At 40.5% G+C, this 20,165-nt stretch carries 11 protein-coding genes; 7 read left to right on the top strand and 4 right to left on the bottom strand.

Annotated features, from left to right (window positions below; translation table 11 throughout):
* Window positions 1-154 precede the first annotated feature (154 nt).
* Window positions 155-2,476 (bottom strand): glycosyl hydrolase family 95 catalytic domain-containing protein, encoded by a 2,322-nt coding sequence (locus OCK74_RS14725; protein ID WP_279297811.1) that lies wholly within the window; start codon window positions 2,474-2,476, stop codon window positions 155-157.
* Window positions 2,477-2,526: 50 nt separating this feature from the next.
* Window positions 2,527-3,657 carry a glycoside hydrolase family protein gene (locus OCK74_RS14720; RefSeq protein ID WP_279297810.1) on the bottom strand — a complete coding sequence of 377 codons (1,131 nt, stop codon included), beginning with the start codon at window positions 3,655-3,657 and terminating at the stop codon, window positions 2,527-2,529.
* A 336-nt stretch (window positions 3,658-3,993) separates the two neighbouring features.
* Between OCK74_RS14720 and OCK74_RS14715 the strand changes: the two genes are divergently transcribed.
* Complete coding sequence (locus OCK74_RS14715) at window positions 3,994-6,033, top strand: aceric acid hydrolase (protein ID WP_279297809.1); 2,040 nt, start codon at window positions 3,994-3,996, stop codon at window positions 6,031-6,033.
* Between the two features lie 87 nt (window positions 6,034-6,120).
* Here the strand turns inward: OCK74_RS14715 and OCK74_RS14710 are convergent, their stop codons facing one another.
* Window positions 6,121-7,329 carry a bifunctional 3,4-dihydroxy-2-butanone-4-phosphate synthase/GTP cyclohydrolase II gene (locus OCK74_RS14710; protein ID WP_279297808.1) on the bottom strand — a complete coding sequence of 403 codons (1,209 nt, stop codon included), beginning with the start codon at window positions 7,327-7,329 and terminating at the stop codon, window positions 6,121-6,123.
* A 451-nt stretch (window positions 7,330-7,780) separates the two neighbouring features.
* On the opposite strand from OCK74_RS14710, the gene OCK74_RS14705 reads away from it, so the two are divergent.
* The 6 genes from OCK74_RS14705 (at window position 7,781) to OCK74_RS14680 (ending at window position 17,583) form a co-directional block, all read left to right on the top strand.
* Window positions 7,781-11,059 carry a TonB-dependent receptor gene (locus tag OCK74_RS14705; protein WP_279297807.1) on the top strand — a complete coding sequence of 1,093 codons (3,279 nt, stop codon included), beginning with the start codon at window positions 7,781-7,783 and terminating at the stop codon, window positions 11,057-11,059.
* Between the two features lie 169 nt (window positions 11,060-11,228).
* Entirely contained in the window at window positions 11,229-12,200 is a 972-nt protein-coding gene (locus OCK74_RS14700; protein ID WP_279297806.1) for an ATP-grasp domain-containing protein, read from the top strand.
* 67 nt (window positions 12,201-12,267) lie between these two features.
* Complete coding sequence (locus tag OCK74_RS14695; protein WP_279297805.1) at window positions 12,268-13,395, top strand: carboxylate-amine ligase; 1,128 nt, start codon at window positions 12,268-12,270, stop codon at window positions 13,393-13,395.
* Between the two features lie 102 nt (window positions 13,396-13,497).
* Window positions 13,498-13,761: a hypothetical protein gene (locus OCK74_RS14690; RefSeq protein WP_279297804.1), complete on the top strand. Its 264-nt coding sequence runs from the start codon at window positions 13,498-13,500 to the stop codon at window positions 13,759-13,761.
* Between the two features lie 119 nt (window positions 13,762-13,880).
* Entirely contained in the window at window positions 13,881-14,729 is an 849-nt protein-coding gene (locus OCK74_RS14685) for a type 1 glutamine amidotransferase (RefSeq protein WP_279297803.1), read from the top strand.
* Window positions 14,730-14,991: 262 nt separating this feature from the next.
* Window positions 14,992-17,583, top strand: a complete 2,592-nt coding sequence (locus OCK74_RS14680) for a BamA/TamA family outer membrane protein (protein WP_279297802.1) — start codon at window positions 14,992-14,994, stop codon at window positions 17,581-17,583.
* A 16-nt stretch (window positions 17,584-17,599) separates the two neighbouring features.
* On the opposite strand, the gene OCK74_RS14675 is transcribed toward OCK74_RS14680, so the two are convergent.
* Complete coding sequence (locus OCK74_RS14675) at window positions 17,600-20,089, bottom strand: hypothetical protein (protein ID WP_279297801.1); 2,490 nt, start codon at window positions 20,087-20,089, stop codon at window positions 17,600-17,602.
* Window positions 20,090-20,165 lie beyond the last annotated feature (76 nt).

Genomic DNA, 20,165 nt, shown 5'->3' with positions numbered 1-20,165 from the left:
CCTAAACAGGCTGGCATACAGCCGCCTAAAACACAAAATTAAAGTAAAAATCTCTTGACTTTTAACACAGAATCTCTGTAGATTGGGGTGGAATTAGGTGTATATCAAATATGATCCGATGGGTCACGGTATGTGCTAATGATGAGCAAGAAAATTACCTGGGATTGCTAATTTTCTTGTTAGATGTATAAGACATATCAATATTGACAATTTCCCAATGGCCGCCGGGTTCAAAAGTAAGGTTAATGATTCCATTGACATCTTTCCCCACCTTCACGCCTTTTCCTGTTATCAATTTCCATTTTTTAAAAGGAAGTTTCAGTCCTGTTTTACCACCCTTTTCTGATACAACTTTTACTTTAACGACCTTACCTCCTACTTTTTCTGCACTTACCAGGAAAGCTCCTTCTGCACGCAGCTGATTAAAGCTGATATTTTGCCAGGATGCAGGTACAGCAGGCATGATCTCAATAAAGCCGGCATAGCTTTGCAACAGCATTTCCTGGAGGCCAGCAGCAAAAGCAAAATTACCTTCAAGAGTAAAGGGTCTGTAGGTACGTTTTGAATAACCAGATTTCGTCTGGTCACCGTTTATGTGGAAGCTATTGACTGAACAAAATGCTTTTGCAAATATTTCTAAAGCTTTGGCGGCCCCTTCTCCATCTTTAGCCCTGGCCTTTATATTCGATAGCCAAGAATACGAATAACCATTCCAGTTGTCGGGTCCCAGTTTATCTATTAAGCTAAGCGTATTTTTAATAATTGCTTGTGACTTTTCGCCGTCCTCCCACTTGATCAGACCTAATGGATGAATGGCCATGGCATGAGAAAAGTGACGGTGAGATTCAGCGTATGGATAGCCAGGAGCATACATCAATTCATTATTGCCCGATAAGGCGAAATCGTCGAATTGGGAAAGCATTTTATTCCAGTGAGCTGCATCACTTTTCAGATTCAACTCGTTGGCCAATTCAGCAGCAGCCTTAAAAACAAACTTCATTAATGCAAGGTCGTAATTGGTATTTTGAAGAAACCAGGCATCAATCCTATTATTATTGATTTCCGGACTGGAACTGATTGGAAGTTGCAGGAACCCTTTTTCGTTTTTGTAAGTAATACCTTCCAGGTGTGCAGCTACTTCCTTGAACCAAGGATAGGCGCGATCCTTTAAAAATGCTTTGTCTTTGCTGTATTTCCATTGAAGATAATAGTGATGAGCCAACCATGCAGAAACCGTTGGAGAAAGAGCATATTGGATCCACCCTCCCATTTCAGTTCCATCCATTGTGGTTACACCCGGAACAGCAATGCCATTACTACCAAAATAGAGTTTGGTATAGCGCTTATAATTTTTCTTGTTTTCATCCAGATGATCCAAGTAAGCAAGCGCCTCATCAAGGTGGTTTCCACTGTATGCCGGCCAGTAGCTCAATTGCGTGTTCAGGTCGTGGTGGTAATCTCCTTTCCATGGTGGTATTCTACCATTGTCTGCCGTCCATACACCCTGTAGTAAAATAGGCGGAGCTCCCCGGCGTGTAGACGCACCAAACTTGTATTGATCGCGGTACCATTGATTCTCTAAAAGGGTATCGGGCACATGTAAAGAAGACTTATTCCAAAAGTTCTTCCACCATGCTGCATGCGATTGATAATCAAATATAAACGATCTTAGCAAAGCATTCTTAACGATGCTGGACGAAGTGACATTTTCTTTTTTAATGGGAAACTGCGATGAAATACTCCAAACACCTTCTATTGTATTCTTATTTACCCGCTTCCAGCTCACACTGATGTTATAGGCAAAACCTCCCCAACCTTCCTGGTGGTAAGTGATGTTATTGCCATTCCGCTTAATAACTCCCTGCTTGTATCCAAGCCTTGACAGGTCGTTACTTTTAACAGAATCAGGATTCACAGTTTTATCCAGTTGGTACTTCGGTGCAATAAGTTCAGGCACAAAATCAGTTGTTACATTTTCAAACCTGAACCAGCCAAGGGGCTTTGTCGCGTGGACAAATGTTTTAAGGACAACACCGTTGCTCCATCTTACTTCAGACAAGGCTTTGTCCAAATAAAGATACACATAGTTAGCTTCGCCCCAATTACCAGTATTAAACTCCAAGGCTCCGCCAGGTATCTTGGTAGGTGCTGCTTCACGGTCGTATGGTGCATCGAAGTAATCCTGAACTATTTTATAGTCATTTTTCTTTACCTGTTCGTACACCCATTGATAGCTAAATTCCTTTCGGTGCAACCCCTTCATTGGTCGCTGATCCCATAGGTCGGAACGGTCAAGGGAAAAGCGCAGCTTATCGCCTTTTTGCCAAACCAACGCTCCCACCATGCCATTACCAAGCGGTATCGCTTCATCCCATGCACTTGCGAGCCTGGTAAAATGCAAATCGTGGCGAAGCTGTGGCTGCGCCCATGTTATGATGGAAAGAAAGAGATAGATTGAGGTAGTCAATATTTTCATGAACAGGCTGGCGTGTGATTAGATGATTAGATGCCTTACAGCAAACCTACTTAAAAATTCAAGTTACTCTTGCCTAAGTCCTTTGAAGTGGCCACTGCAATGCCGCGTTGATCCTTTTTATTAGTAGCACAATAAAAATGGTAAACGACGCCATTGTGTTTAATCACATAAGATTTATGCGCAAAGCGGTCGTCGTAGTTTTCTGATGAATTGATCAAGTCCTCCCCTTTCCAGTCTGTCCAATGAACCAAGTCGTAAGAACAGGCGAAACGGTTAAAGGCATCCTTACGGCCTTGCCAAAAAGCACCGAAGTAAAACATCACCCACACATCACCCATCTTCTGCACAACCGCATCACCAGTGATACCAACGGGATGGTGCATTACAGGCTCTTGCTCAAAGCGTTTCCAATTGATCATGTCATTGGATACAGCCATGCCAATTCTCTCAAACCATCTTGTTTTTACATTGTTAGCGGCAGAGTCACCATTAGCATTGTAGAACATGACAAATGGATAACCAGTTATTTTTTCTTTATCCCAAATAACAGAGCTCTTAAATATCTTCCTGTTTTCCCACCAGCGCACATCACTATCTTTTGATGTAAAAACGGGCCTGGATAAACGTTTCCATTCGTGAGGCCTGGAAGGGTTATTCTTCGTATATGCGATACTTATTGCCAGATCGCCTGCTTCATATCCCCTGGTACTGCCTCCAAAATAAGACATCCAATATTTGCCATTATATTTCTGCAACTGGTAACTTCCTCCCCAGTTATAATCCTGAAGTGCAATGTAACCAGCCTTCTGGTTGTTATCCCAATCGGAAGTATCAGAGAATGACATAGCACGTCCTAAAGTTTCCCAATGAAGCAAATCATTGCTTTTAGAAAGCCAGGTTTCATAACCCCGACCATTGAAAATCACGTAGGTCATATACCATTGGTCGCCTTTGCGAAAAACACTTGGACAGTCCACCTTTTTAGAATCATCTCCAGGAACTACTACCAAACCATATTTATAAGGAGTTTTCACTTCTTCATATACTTTTTGCATGATTTCCTGAGGAACCTCTCTTTGTTGCTGGGCATAAATACCGGAAGTAGATATTGTTACCAATAAGCAAGCGAACAACCAAGACAGGCATTGTTTTTTAAAAGGGACTAAATCTATATGGGACACGTTTTGAAGTTTTAAAGCAATATGGTGAATGACTGAGGTACATCTTCCTAAAAGCAAAACAGAAACAAAAAAACAACGGCTAAAATTAGACCCGTGGCCCAGCCTGCACAATGTCAGGTTTTACTTTAATGATGGAACATTTTACTATTCAAAGGCTTTTTTGTCTACCTAAAAGCCACAAAAATTAAATTGTTGACAAAACATTTATAATTGGAAATTATTTCTATTTTTAAGCCCATTTATTCTCCGAAATACCCCTTCCCAAAAGCAACACAGAAACAACCTCACAACAAAAAGCTTTTTAGTCACTTTCTATTGTTCAAGATTATCATGTTTATGAAAAAACAATTCAAGCTTGCTATTTTTCTATTAGGCAGCTGGGCATTCATCAATCCGGCAGCAGCCCAAACCAAGAGTTTAATGAACACTTCTGCAAGTCCATCAGCCGTTTTACATTCTGTTGACATGAATGATGTGGTTTGGACCAATGGCTTTTGGGCAGACAAATTTCGCCTTTGCAAGGACTCTATGATGCCAAATTTGCTGCGGACCTATATGGCCGCTGATGTTAGCCATGCCTTTAAGAACTTTGAAATAGCTGCTGGATTAGATACCGGCTCCCATTCAGGCCCCCCTTTCCATGATGGCGATTTTTACAAACTGTTTGAATCCATTGCCAGTATTTATGCCATTACAAAGGACAAGAAGCTGGACGAACTGATGGATAGAATCATTCCTGTCATTGCAAAGGCTCAACGCGAGGACGGATATATCCATACACCAGTAATCATTCAAGACAAGAATAATCCAGGTAAAGCCAAAGCTTTCCAGGACCAACTAAGTTTTGAGGCTTATAATTTAGGGCACCTCATGACGGCAGCCTGTGTACACTACAGGGCAACTGGCAAGACATCACTTTTGAATGTAGCCATTAAAGCCACTGAATATTTAAAAAACTTCTATAACCGCTCCACACCTGAGCTGGCCCGTAATGCCATTTGCCCATCGCACTACATGGGTATTATAGAGATGTACCGCACCACTAAAAAACCAGAATACCTTGAACTCGCAAAAAACCTCATCAATATAAGAGGTATGGTAGATAATGGTACGGATGATAACCAGGACCGCATTCCTTTCAGGCAACAAACAGAAGTTATGGGGCATGCTGTAAGAGCCAATTATTTATTTGCTGGTGTAGCAGATGTTTACGCCGAAACTGGTGATACCAGCTTAATGAACAGGCTGAACATCATGTGGGAAGATGTTGTTCACCGGAAGATGTACATTACCGGTGGTTGCGGCGCTTTATACGATGGCGTTTCGCCATATGGTACATCTTACAATCCGCCAATCGTTCAAAAGACCCACCAGGCATACGGAAGAGACTACCAACTCCCCAATGTAACTGCACATAATGAAACCTGTGCAAATATTGGTAACATGCTATGGAACTGGCGGATGTTGCAGGTAACCGGAGCTGCAAAATATGCAGACGTGCTGGAATTAGCATTATATAATAGTGTGCTTTCGGGAATCAGCCTTGACGGAAATAAGTTCTTTTATACCAACCCGTTGAGCGCGTTTGATGATTTTCCCTATACCCTGCGCTGGGCTGGTGGAAGGATACCTTATATAAAACTGTCTAACTGTTGTCCTCCAAACATAGTGCGTACGATAGCCGAAGTAAGCCATTATGCATATAGTGTATCTAATAAAGGTTTATGGCTGAACCTGTATGGCAGCAATGATCTTACCACCCACCTTCAAGACGGCTCCGAAATACGCCTGAAACAACAAACCAATTATCCCTGGGATGGCAACATAGCGGTGCAGTTTGAAAAAGCTCCTAAAAAGTCTTTCTCTGTATTCCTACGCATACCCGGTTGGTGCAACAATGCTTCAGTTAAAGTTAATGGCAAAGAGCAAAGTATTGCCCTGACGCCCGGCGAATATGCTGAAATCAATGGCAACTGGAAAGCAGGTGATAAAATTGAGCTTGTACTAGCTATGCCTGCTCAACTGATCGAATCCAATCCATTAGTAGAGGAATCCCGTAACCAGGTAGCTGTTAAAAGAGGGCCTATTGTTTATTGTATTGAATCGGTAGACATGCCGCAGGTTAAGATTGCTAATGTTTCGATACCATCGACAATAAAATTTCAGCCAAAGGAAATAACCATTGACAAAAGTGCGCTCTTTTGCCTGGAAGGTGAAGCCAAGCTTCTTAATGAGAAAGAATGGAAGAATGAATTATACAGGGAGGTATCGAATAGCGAACCGAAATCTGTGCGGGTAAGGCTGATCCCGTATTATGCCTGGGGTAACCGTGGACATTCAGAGATGTCGGTCTGGATGCCTATCTCGCGACAATAATTTTTCAAATTATCATGAAATAAAAAAGCCTCTTCAACTTTGAAACTAGTTAAGAGGCTTTTTTATACATATTATTAAAAATATTGGTTAATGAAACTTAAATCCAAGTTCATGTCCCAATTTATCCCTTTTGGTTTTCAGATAGTGTATATTGTGTGGGTTAGGATCTACCTGAAGCGGAACATTTTCAGTAATCTCCAAGCCATAACCGATCAACCCAACTCTTTTCTTGGGGTTATTAGAAATGAGGCGCAGCTTGTTCACTCCTAAATGACGCAAGATCTGGGCTCCTACACCATAATCGCGTTGATCCATCTGAAAGCCCAGATGCAAATTAGCCTCAACGGTATCCATACCTTCCTCCTGCAGACGGTATGCCTTTAATTTATTGAGCAAGCCAATACCCCTACCCTCCTGGTTCATATACAGAATTACACCTTTTCCGGCTTCATCCACCATTTTCATTGCGCCATGTAGTTGTTCCCCACAGTCACAACGAAGTGAGCCAAGGATATCCCCAGTAAAGCAAGAAGAATGCACACGAACTAATACAGGGTCTCCCGGCTTCCAATCACCTTTTATCAACGCCAGGTGTTCATTGCTTGTATTTTTCTCCTGGAATGCTATTAGTTTGAAGTGACCGAACCTTGTTGGCATATCCACTCTCACAATCTCTTCAATAAGAGAGTCCCGTTTCAGCCGGTATTCGATGAGGTCCTTGATTGTAATAATCTTGAAATCGAATTTTTTAGCCAATTCCATCAGCTCTGGTAATCGAGCCATGGTCCCGTCTTCGTTCAAAATCTCTACCATTGCACCAGCGGGCTCAAGACCTGCCAGGCGGGCCAGATCAATAGAAGCCTCTGTATGCCCGGCTCTACGCAGAACGCCACCTTTTTTGGCTCTCAATGGGAAAATATGGCCAGGGCGGCCAAGGTCTTCAGGACGGGTAGCAGGGTCAATAAGAGCCTGTACAGTTTTAGAACGGTCATGAGCAGAAATACCAGATGTACAACCATGTCCCAGTAAATCTACCGAAACTGTAAACGCGGTTTCGTGCAGCGCTGTGTTGTTATTTACCATCAATTCCAATCCTAAGGCATCGCATCTTTCTTCCAGTAAACCAACACAAATAAGGCCACGGCCGTGTTTACTCATAAAATTGATCACTTCGGGAGTAGCCTTACTTGCTGCTACAATAAAATCGCCTTCATTCTCACGATCTTCATCATCTACAACAATGACCAGTTTTCCCGCCTTTATATCTTCAATTGCACTTTCAATAGTATCGAGCATTTACAAATTTTTTGCAAAGGTAGGAAAGGTAGGGCTATCTAAAAGCTTTACCGTCATTCAACAAAACAATTATTGTATTAATTTATAATACAATAATCAGATATGCAAAACTTCAAACTCTTAGAGAAAATTGAATACATCTATAATTTCAGAGCAAAAGTCCCTTTACACAATCAATTTCATTCCAAATTTTTTACACATAAAAATAAATAATATTTAATACAACCGCCTCTTCTATTGCGGGAATGATTAACCAAGACAGGAAATACAATTATTACAACTGTTTGAATTTCAACAAAATACAATTAACATTAGTGCTGTCTAAATAAATATTATTGCAAAGTGCCACTACAAAAGACCTCTAACTTCCTTAAATACATCACAAATTGTTAACAATGTGTAAATAGAACAATCAATTAAGTTGTTTTCTTTGCAGGGAAATTCTGTACACATGAGAAAAATTATCTATCTACTAATCATTACCCTATTTAGCCATGCCCTAAATGCTCAGGTGACGACCGGTAGCATTAGTGGTTCTGTTAAGTCAGCTAAGGATGAACCTCTAGTTGGGGCAACAATTACAGTAAAGCATGAGCCAACTGGTTCTATCTTTACTACTACCAGTCGGTCAGGCGGCCGTTTTGATATTCAAAACATTCCTCCAGGTGGGCCTTACACAGTAACAACTTCATTTGTTGGATTTGAAAACTTCAAAAGGAGTGAAATTCAAGTTCCATTGGGAGAACGTTTCGACCTGCAGATCTCTATGGGAACATCTGCACAGCAATTGTCAGAAGTAACAGTTACTACTACCAGGAGTGGTAATACAGAAAAGACAGGCGCCACAACCAACATTTCCAGGAGGCAGATTCAAAACATGCCGAACATCAGCCGCAGTCTTACCAACATTACACGCGCGACACCGCAGGCAAACGGCAATAGTTTTGCAGGCATGAACAACAGGTTCAACAATATCACTATTGATGGTTCGTTGTTCAACAACAATTTTGGCCGTGGAGGTGATGGAATGGTACCAGGTGGCGCAACTTCAGCTATATCCATTGACGCCATTGATCAAATGCAAATCAACATTTCGCCTTATGATGTTAGACAATCGGGTTTTGTTGGTGGTGGTATCAATGCCGTAACCAGAAGGGGAACCAACAACTGGTATGGAACTGCCTATGGTTATTACAGAAACCAGGATTTTAATGGTGATAAAGTAAAAGGAATTGAAGTAGTTAATGCCAAACGTTCAACTAAAATTTATGGCGGAAGCGTTGGCGGCCCAATCATCAAAGACAAACTTTTCTTTTTTGTAAACGGAGAGTTTGAAAAAAGAACAAACCCCGGACAAACATGGTTGGCAAAAAGACCAGGCGAAAATGATAATAACCCTCAGGTCACTCCAGTATTGGCCAGTGATCTTGATAAATTACGTACTTACCTGATCAACACTTATAATTATGACCCCGGTGCCTATGAAGGTTATGATTTTGAAACTGACAATAAGAAATTCCTCGGTCGTTTGGACTGGAATATCACCAATAAGCATCGTTTAACTTTCCGCTATACTCAATCAGAAACCAATGATGATGACCAGGTAAATGCATCAAGTGTAACTGGTGTAACAGCCAACAGGATCAATAACAGCCGCCGTGGTGGTTCTACAGGTGGATTAGTTTACACAGGTACTAACTTTAAGAATAATACTGTAGTTAAGTCTGGTGTACTGGAATTCAATTCCAATTTCAATAGCCTATTTTCTAACCAGGTCATTGCCTCTTATACAGATAACCAGTTGCAAAGAATTCCAAACAGCAACATGCCATTTGTAGATATCATGAGGGATCCCAACAATGTTTATATTTCATTGGGTACAGATCTGTTTTCTTATAAAAACAGTATCAGTGACCAAGCCTGGAATATTGCAGATAACCTAACGATCAACCTTCAGAAGCATACTTTAACAGCTGGTGCCTCATTTGAATACCTGTCATTTGCCAATTCATTTTCCAGTGCAGGTGGTCCCAGCTACTATCGTTATAATACTTTACAAGATTTCCTTGATAACAAAGCTCCTGCGGTATTTGCCGTTACTTACGCTCCAAGTGATCGTACGACAATTGTGCCTGCAGAAGCAAAATTTGCGCAGTTGGGCGTATTTCTGCAGGATTTCTGGAATGTTTCTCCGAAGTTAAAAGTAACATATGGGTTAAGGGTTGACAAACCATTCTACCCATATGATGCCCCCAGAAACCAGGCATTAGAACCAGTTGTATTTAGAAATGAAGACTGGAGGCCGGAAGTTTTTGATGTAAGCCAATGGCCAAACGCAAAAATTTTGGCCTCTCCTAGAGTTGGCTTTACATACGACATCAAAGATAACAAATCGATTGTCGCAAGAGGTGGAAGCGGCATCTTCACTGGCCGGATACCATTTATTTGGCTGGTGAACCAAGTTGGTGATAATGGAGTTATCCGTGCTTTATACCAAGCAAATGCAACTGAGTTAAATAACATCAGGTACAACGCAGACAGGACCACATACATTCCTAATCCTGTACCAGCCGTTGGCACTACTATTCCAAGCGGATCATCCTTCAGTGCTGCTGATCAAAATTTTGAAATGCCACAAGTATGGAGAAGCAACCTTGCAGTAGATAAGAAGTTTGCTAAAGACTTTACATTTACTTTCGAGAGCATTTTCACCAAAATGTTGAATAACGTCTATTTCCGTAATGCCAACCTAGGCGCTCAAACCGGAACACTGGGGGGAGTTGCTGATAAAAGGCCAGTCTATGCAACCAAGTTGAATAGCAACATTAACCAAATGATTGCTATGGATAATGTTCAAAAAGGTTATAGTGCTTCATTTACAGCCATGGTTCAAAAAGCTTTCAGCAAAGGATGGGAAGGTAATGTAGCTTATACCTACACCATTGCTAAAGACGTGGCTATTGGCTCTTCTGATCAATCTGGTAGCGGTTGGTCAACCAATAACATTATCATGAATCCAAACAAACCTGAGTTAGGGTACTCCAACTATTCTATTCCTCATCGTGTTGTAGCCAACTTGTCGTACAGAATTGATTACTGGCAGGATAAAACTGCTACCACCATTGGTTTATTTTATTCAGGATCAGCACAAGAAAGGTATAGTTTCCGTTATGGTGCAGATATAAATGGTGATGGCGCAACTAATGACATTCTCTACATTCCTAAGAACGCTTCCGAAATACAGTTTGTAGAAGGTTTTAAAGTTGGTAATAATGTTTATACAACACAGCAGCAAAGTGATGCATTCTTTGCCTTCATAGATAATGATAAATATTTAAAAGAACACAAAGGTGAATATATGGATCGCTATGGCGCCAAATTACCCTGGTGGCACTCTTTGGATATGAGAGTTATGCAAGATTTCAATGTAAAGGCAGGCAATAAAAAACACAGTTTCCAAGTAAGTGCAGACGTCACCAACGTCCTGAATTTGTTGAACAATGATTGGGGTTACAGGTATTCTTATACTTTTGGAACCTTCCAGGATATGGGTATTTTAGGTGTACCAACTTCTGGCAGCACTTCGAACAACTCTGCGAAAGAAGCTTTCAATGCTGCTAATCCTAAGTTCACTTTTGATCCAAATGGTCCTAAGAAAGGTTACCAGCCAAACTACTCCACAAGCAGTACATGGGGTATTCAACTTGGCCTGAGATATATTTTTCAATAAATTATCTTTCCTTTTGATAAAAAAGCCAGTCTCTTTTGAGGCTGGCTTTTTTATTCTGCATGAAAAAATTAGAATAATTTTCCTGCAAGATGGGATCATTGTATTAGTTTATAATTGCTAATGTTGTATTTTAAAGTGTTTCTTTTTTCTTCATCCCAAAAACCATATTATGAAAAAGATAGGCATTTTGTTTGGCAGGGAACGTAGTTTTCCTATGGCCCTCATTGAAAGGATCAATGGCCGTGGAATCGAGAATGTATCAGCAGAGCCAGTGCGCATTGATAAAGTGGTTCAAGGAGAGAAAACCAGATATGCGGTAATTGTTGACCGAATTTCGCAAGATGTTCCATTTTACAGGTCCTATCTCAAAAATGCAGCCCTAACAGGTACAGCTGTTATCAACAATCCTTTTTGGTGGAGCGCTGATGAAAAGTTCTTCAATAACTGCCTGATGACAAGAATCGGCATTCCCGTACCGAAATCGGTGATTTTACCATCTTACGAGTTGCCATATGAAACCACTCATGACTCTTTCTCGAATCTTACATATCCATTGGACTGGCATAGCATATTTAATTACGTCGGTTTTCCTGCATATTTAAAACCAGTTGCTGGTGGTAATTGGCAGGACGTTCACCGGTTAAAAGATGCCGATGATTTTTACAGCAAGCATACCAAAACCGGTCAACTTGTGATGATGCTACAGGAAGCAATCGAGTACCAGGAATATTACCGCTGTTACTGTATCGGCAATAAATATGTACATATTATGCCATTTGAACCTCACAATAAACCTGGTGAACAATATTCAGTTGATTATACACCTAGCATAGAAAGAACCAAGCAAATAGAAGAAATCGTATTACAATTAAACACACATTTAGGATATGACTTCAATTCTGTTGAACTTGCTGTAAGAAATGGAGTTCCCTATGCTATAGATTTTTATAATCCGGCAGCAAATACCAGTTACGAAAGTATAGGTGAAGCCAATTTTGAATGGGTGGTAGAAAACCTGACCAATTATATTATTGAACGAGCCCTGTCGCACAAGGAAGGAGAAATGAACCTAACATGGGGCAAATTTATCCAGGAAAGTATGAGGAGCCTGGAGATGGAAAATCTTGTTTCCAGAACATGATGGCCTATGTATTCTATTCCTTGTACCTTGTGGCCTAATTATCAACTTTTTTTCCAGTAAATCGGTAATGCCTGCTATCAATTATAAGAACTTCACTTTGGGAGTCGAAGAAGAATACATGGTGCTTGACCCGGTAACAAGGGAACTTAAAAGTCATGAGCAAAAAATCGTTCAGGAAGGGGAAAAGATCTTTGCTGATAAAGTAAAAGCAGAAATGCACCAGGCTGTCGTTGAAGTTGGAACAGATGTTTGCAAAGATGCAGATGAAGTTTTTGATGATATATCGGTTCTACGAAAGACTATTTTGGAAGTTGCAGAAAGCCTTGGTTATAGTCTTGGTGCTTCAGGAACGCATCCTTTTAGCCAGTGGCAAAGGCAATTGATTACAGATCATGCCAGGTATAATGAAATTGTAAATGAAATGCAGGATGCTGCCCGGAGCAACCTGATTTTCGGCCTCCACGTACATATTGGTATGGAAAGCCGTGCCATGGCCAATCACATTGTCAATTCAACCCGGTATTTTTTGCCACATGTATTTGCTATCAGCACTAATTCTCCTTTTTGGGAAGGCAGAAAAACCGGATACAAATCTTACCGCACCAAAGTCTTTGATAAATTTCCCCGCACAGGCATACCGGAAAGCTTTGAAAGTATAGAAGCGTATGACAATTTTACAAAACTATTGATGAAGACCAATTGCATAGACAGTCCCAAAAAAATCTGGTGGGACTTGCGGGTGCATCCATCTTACAAGACGGTCGAATTCAGGATTTGTGATGTGCCGCTAACTGTAGATGAAAGCATAGCTATAGCGGCGTTGTTCCAAGCTATTTGTGCTAAAATCAGCAAGTTAAGGTCCCAAAATCTCAATTTCATACAATATTCACGTGCCCTAATCAATGAAAATAAATGGCGAGCAAGCCGATATGGCATAGACGGATGCCTCATTGACTTTGGAAAGGAAGAAGAAATAAACACCAGAAAATTAATTGAAGAACTTCTTGACTTTGTAGATGATGTCGTAGATCACCTTGGTTCCCGAGACAGGTTAAATGTTATTCATCAAATCCTTGCAAGAGGAACAGGAGCTGACCGTCAATTAAATGCATACCAGAAAGATGAAGATCTGATTAAAGTTGTAGATCATATCCGTTCAGAATTCTTGGCAGGAATAACCGAAAAAAAATTTTAAAAAAATAGCAGTTCTTCGTAGATTGTGTAGCGATTCCGCTAGATAGTACTCCCCTTTTACAGATTGGCACTGTTTTCGTTAAAGCAAAACCCAACGATTCCAATGGCACGCATATTTACTATTCGCTTCACATATGAAGATCACCCGCATCATGCAATGGTGTTTGTTAAAGAAACTCCCTTTTTCACAGAGTATCAGTTAAATATGCTTGAATTTGATTTGTTGAAATTATTACCCTCAGATAAAATCATTTCATCCACGCCCGATCATTTTACTTTCTCTAATTCGGTTGATTTTGAAAATTCAGACTTAATGAAAGAAATTATCAAAGCAATCAGTGAACATATTCATTCAGTCCACACATAATACATTTTCGGGAACCGAAAATTATCACTTATTGTTTTTATTACCTGATATTATATTAAACAAAAATTAATATAATATATTTACTATAAGACGGTTAAGTTTGCGTTTGATTTAATGCAATGATCCGGATCGCTATTTTAGACTTATACGAGGGCCATCTTAATGAAGGCATGCGATGCCTCAGACAGGTTGTGCGTCAATGGAGTGCTGCAAGCGGGACACACATTCAAGTTGATGAATTTGAAGTACGACAGAAGGTTGAATTACCCGATCTTTCCTATGATATTTACCTTTCAAGTGGCGGCCCTGGTAGTCCATTAGCCAGTGAAGGTTCAGAATGGGATAATGCATATATTAACTGGCTACAATCCGTAGAAGAATGGAACAAGGATGGAAATAGAAGCCAAAAAAAGTTTGTTTTTTTTATTTGCCATTCCTTTCAAATTGTCTGCCGTCATTACGGAGTTGCAGTAGTTACCAAACGTAAATCTTCAGCATTTGGTGTTTTTCCTACTCATCGAACTACTGCAGGTGAAAATGAAATTACATTTAAAGGGCTTAATGATCCTTTTTATGTGGTTGATAGCCGCAAATGGCAGGTTGTGCAGCCAAATCATGAAAAGTTAAAACGGAAGGGAGCTAAAATATTATGTATTGAAAAAGAGCGTCCACATGTGCCGTATGAAAGAGCCATCATGGGCATACGCTTTAATCCTTACATGATTGGCACACAGTTCCACCCAGAAGCAGATGCACAAGGTATGAGTCTTCATTTACAGAAGGAAGAAAAAAAACGGAACATTATAAAAGAATTTGGAGCAGAAAAATGGCATAGCATGGTGGAACAGCTTAATGATCCGGATAAAATCATGTGGACGTATTCTCATATCATACCTAACTTTTTAAGTAATGCTGCCGGAGTGAAGAATGATTTGAATGACGAATTGGGGGAAGACTCTGGTAGTTAGAAGCTATGATTTGATTACTGAACAAGGCCATGTAATTTATATTTATTCTTTAACAGTTATTAACATGGTTTAATGTTAGTAGTACATTTATGTCAATAGATTTGTGGCCTTAATACGGCAAGCAATCGTCAATTTGAGCCTTCTGTTTCAACAGAGGGCCTTTTTTTTGTTGGTTGGTATAAATTTTTATGGATAGTTATTTGTAAATTTTAGTATAAAAGATTCATGAAGCACCAGCTTTTTTCATGAAAAACAAAAACAAATGACATCTACAATTTCGCCAAGACGACGCTTGTTTACATCTTTACTTTTAACTATCGCTTTGAACTTCAGTTTATCCTGTTATGGGCAAACATCTTCCTCGCCAGATAGTATAACTATAGCCATTGCGCCTGAATATGATGAAGTAGGCAAAACACATCGCTTTTTCTTTGGAGAGAACTACCGAAAATTGTGGGCTACACCTGTAAAATTGCGGGTATTCAAGCTCCTGGAAGAGAAGGGCGGGCTGCAAATAGTTGAAAGAGGTGGGGGAATGCAAACTAAATCATTACGGTTAAAAGATTCATCCGGACGGGAATGGGTGTTACGTTCAGTTCAGAAAGACCCTGAAAAAGCTCTGCCAGTTAATTTGAGACCTACTGTTGCAAAGGATATACTTCAAGATCTCATTTCAACATCTCATCCATACGCAGCAATTACAGTTCCACCATTGGCAACTGCGCTAGAAGTTCCTCATACGAATCCTGAAATTATTTTCATGCCTGATGATCCTGCTCTTGGTGAATACAGGAAAGATTTTGCCAATACGGTGCTTTTATTTGAAGAAAGAGGACCTCTAGATATAGAAGACACTGATAATACTGAAAAGGTGTTGAAAAAAATGGAAGAGGACAATGATAATCGGATCGCTCAAAAACAGGTATTGCGTGCCCGTTTACTGGATATCATCGTAGGAGACTGGGATCGTCACGAAGATCAATGGCGATGGTTGAAGGTAAAAGACGATACAGGGACCATTTACCGACCCTATCCACGCGACCGGGATCAGGTATATTACATTTCAGAAGGAGTTTTCCCATCTATGGCTTCGAGAAAATGGATCCTGCCCAAATTTCAAGGATTCCAAAAAGATATACGAGACATCAACGGGTTTAACTTCAATGCCAGGTACTTTGACCGTACATTTTTAAACGGTCTGAGTCAGGCAGATTGGGAGGAAGAAATTGCCTTTGTTCAAAGCAGGTTAACTGATGAAGTTATTGCAAGTGCCATAAGGAAACTGCCAGATACTATTTATAAACTTTCAGGAAAAGAAATTATTGAAAAGTTAATTGCACGCAGGAACAACCTGAAAGAGGAAGGTTTAAAATACTTCCGTTTTATATCAAAGACTGTTGATATACCCACTTCAGATAAACGGGAATTATTCAAAGCTGATTATGGTTCTAAAGGAGATTTAACCCTTACCGTTCATAAGCAAAAGAAAGATGATAGTATTGGGCAAGTTATTTACCACCGTAGTTTTCAACCCAACATTACTGAAGAAGTAAGATTATACGGACGTGGTGGTGAGGATATCTTTATGGTAACAGGAGCGAAACATTCGAAAATCAAGCTGCGAATGATTGGAGGAGGTGACAGGGATAGTTTTCATTTAGAAAACAAAAAAGCGAAGTTGTATGTATATGACCGGAAAGATAAAGAAAATGTATTGCCAGCCCGTTCTACTGCACATCTTCGCCTTTCCAATGATAGCAGTGTCAATGAGTACAACCAGAAAAACTTCCGTTATAATAAGTTAGCGCCCAGAGCATATGTTGGGTATAACATTGATGATGGCGTAATACTAGGTGCTGGTCTCACATATGAAAAACATGGTTTCCGAAAGGAGCCATACGCGGTCATGCACAGGCTTCTTGTTGGACATGCATTGGCTACAAGTGCATTTTTTATTACCTATTCAGGAAATTGGAGACAAATTGCAGGTGGCAAGCTTGGTTTGAGCTTTGATGTAGATGCGCGGACACCCAATAATTCCAGCAACTTTTTTGGAGTCGGGAATGAAACTGTGTTTGATAAGGATGGAGGTAAATCAATATCTTATTACCGCACGCGGTATAATTTCACCAATACAACATTCAGGTTGAACAGACCGACAGGCAAACACCTGAATATCAGTGCGGGTTTGGCAGGACAATTTTACAAGAATTCAAGCAGCAAAAACGAAGGACGCTTCATCAATGTTTATGATTCAGAAAACCCGGAAGAAGATGTTTTTTCAGAAAAAGTTTTTGCTGGATTGGTTGGCGGTGTAGAACTGGATAGCCGAAACAATAAGTCGTGGCCAATAGGCGGTATTTATTGGAATACCACACTAACGGGAATGAGGCAGGTGAACAAACAACAAAATAAGTTTGGGCAGTTTGTCACAGATTTCAGCTTTTATTTTCCATTGGGAAAGGACAGCAATTTTGTTGTTGCTAACCGCATTGGTGCAGGAACAACCTTTGGCGAGCCTGCTTTTTTCCAGCAGTTGTATTTAGGTGGCAACCTTAATTTAAGAGGTTTCCGCAATTATCGTTTTGCAGGAGAATCGATGCTTTTTCATAATATTGAATTGCGGATGAAGCTATTTGATTTTACTTCTTACCTACTCCCGGGGACTTTTGGTCTCACGTTATTTAATGATGTTGGAAGAGTGTGGGTAGATGGAGAAGAATCGAAAAAATGGCATGATGGTTTTGGGGCGGGCATTTACATAATACCGGCAGCTTTGGTACTGATTCAGGGAACTGTAGGGATATCGACAGAAGGAGCATTACCGAATGTGTCAATCGGCTTCAGGTTTTAAAAATTAACTACGTTAGTTATACCGAATATTCAACAGTAATCAAATTACTGCCGGCAGGTAAGGTAATGTCTGTACCATTAAATGAAATACTATTTCCATCAACAGTTACAGCGCGAACTCCCTGGCCGAAACGGCAAGGAAAAATAAATGGGATACCTCCGGGAGCTTGAATGATCTGTATCTCAATTGTTCTGTTTTGTTTGTCATGAGTTAGTTGGTAAGCAAACTTTTCGCCAAATACTGTTGGTGCGTCTTTAACAGAGATCACTTCATCATTGTTTACCCAATCAGGCAAGATACCTGGGGCAATATAAATATGAGGATTGCTGTCTTCTGAAGATTCAAAAAACAAAATATCCCTTAATAGCAATATAAATTCCGCGCAGGCCCACCCATGAGGGATATCGCCCATGTACCAATTAGTATAGGGCTTTTCTTTAAAATCAGTAGCTATTGGATAACAATGTTGTTCGTTCCAGGCACCCATTGCTGCGAATACGATATCGCCTGGTCTACCAGATGTGCCACTTACTGGTGAAAAGCCTGCCTTTATCGTCCATTCTAAACACTGTTTCATTTTATAGATTTCTCCAATTAACAGAAAAGCATGTGCAAGTTGCAAGGTCAGATAGGGTCCATAGCAATTCCATGCACTGTCGTGCCTGAACCCTCCTTTTATAAAGTGACTCCAGATTGTATACAGTGTCATCCTTGCAGCGATATCAACTTCAGTCCCCAGTTTTACACCATCATATAAACGACATGGATGAAAATAGGCCGCCACACCGATAATAGTAGAATCCAGCCTGCCCACATCCGCAGGACCAGTCGGGATAAAAGTTTCCCAAAATCCCCTGCTATTTTGTTCCTGCAAAACCCACCTTATTGATTGAGCTGTAGCATTGGCAACGTCCTGAAATATTGCTCGGATCTCGGCAGCTTCAGGACGATTATATCTACCAGCTAACCTTAAAGCTTCCCACAAACCGGCAATGGCCCAAAAGTCATCCCAATAATGAGGCTTTTCTTTTTCACCTAAATGTTCTGCACTCCAACCAGCATTCAATAGCCCAAAAGCATCACGGTTGTCTCTAATCCAACGGCAGCCTTCAATCACGAAAGGAGTGAACAAACTTTCTCCAAAGTTTTCATCGCGGCCCAAGATCCTATCCAACCGTCCTATAGCCCAGAGTGCCTGACCATTACTATCCCATTCGCGATCATTCTTTTCATGCTCTCCTCCAAAAAAGCCATAAGCTCTTGCCGGTCCAATCCATTCGTCTTTATTGACATTAAATACTTCTGTGTAATGGTGACCGATTTGCCTAATAGAAAGTTGTTCATCACCACTCAACGCGCATGCAACTCCTTCAACCGAAGAATCTCTGATCCAAAAGGAATCGTAAATAGTTGGACCGGGATGAATTTCCCCATTATCAGATAAAATTAAAAGATTGGCACGGCAGACCCTGTAAAGATTCCATAATGATATTATGCTTCCAGGTAGTGAGGCCTGCAACCCACAGCCATCCAATTTATTTTTCCAATAAGCAAGGTTTTTGTTTTCCAAGGTTTCAGGATCTTCATTTTTCAACTCCAGAAAATCTGCATAACCCCTGTAATCATCAACTGGCAGTTTAATCTCCAATTCAAAAACAGAATTGTCCAATGGAAGTTCCCAAGCAAAAACACTACTGCATAAACCAGCTATTTCATCTGAAGCATTCGTTTCTCCATTCAAAGTTCCATTATGAGCTAATTGACTATAAGGATTATGGAACATGTAATGGTCCGGATCCGTTTCACCCTGATTGCCATATAACCCAAAAGTGTCGGGTTGCTTACTGAAAACAGGTCCCCAACTAGTATTCACACGAGAAAGCCAGGCTTCTTCCGGGATATATTTCATGTAAGACACGCCTTTATAGGGCTGAATACGCCCTGATTTGTATCGCCGTTGAAAGCAAGTAGGTCCATAAGGCGATACAGAAACACAAAGCATAAAGCGGTCATTATTTTGATCTGTCTGATCCACTTTTATCCTGGAAACTACTACAGAGTTCTGATCTACGCCTGCCGTTGTAGCCAATACCTTTTGGGAGACGCTGATTCCATTAACTGGAGTAAAATCGGTAATAATAATTGGGAGATAACTCTCTTCATAACGCTGTTTCAGGTGTTCGCCACCAGAAGTTTGGGGAAAATACAGCTCCCTTGTTCTTATATTAAAGAGAAAAAAGCTGACAGAATAGCGGTCATAAACAGGTTCAATTTCTCCAGCCTGCCCAATCAGGCTTTCCTGGTGGTGGTCTTTCACGCCTACCATACTCCAGTACCGATACAAGGCATTTGCTGCGAAAGCTTCTTCTTTACTACTGAAAAGTCCAGTATTGTAATCGTTGTGCCAATTTCTGAAGTATTGCTGTACCCACCAGGGAAGAGGAAAAGGCGTATTTTTTACACGCCACATAACTTCGTAAAAAGTTTGTTCAGGAGTGTAAGGCATCGTTGGTTAATGGTTTTAATGAATGTACAAAAAATCCAGACCCGTTTCAGACTAGGAGGTCATTAATTTTATACAC

This window comes from Paraflavisolibacter caeni, from assembly GCF_025628885.1.
Taxonomy (GTDB): domain Bacteria; phylum Bacteroidota; class Bacteroidia; order Chitinophagales; family Chitinophagaceae; genus Flavisolibacter; species Flavisolibacter caeni.
Note: the sequence above shows the minus strand (reverse complement) of the source record. Positions and strands in the feature narration are given on the sequence as shown.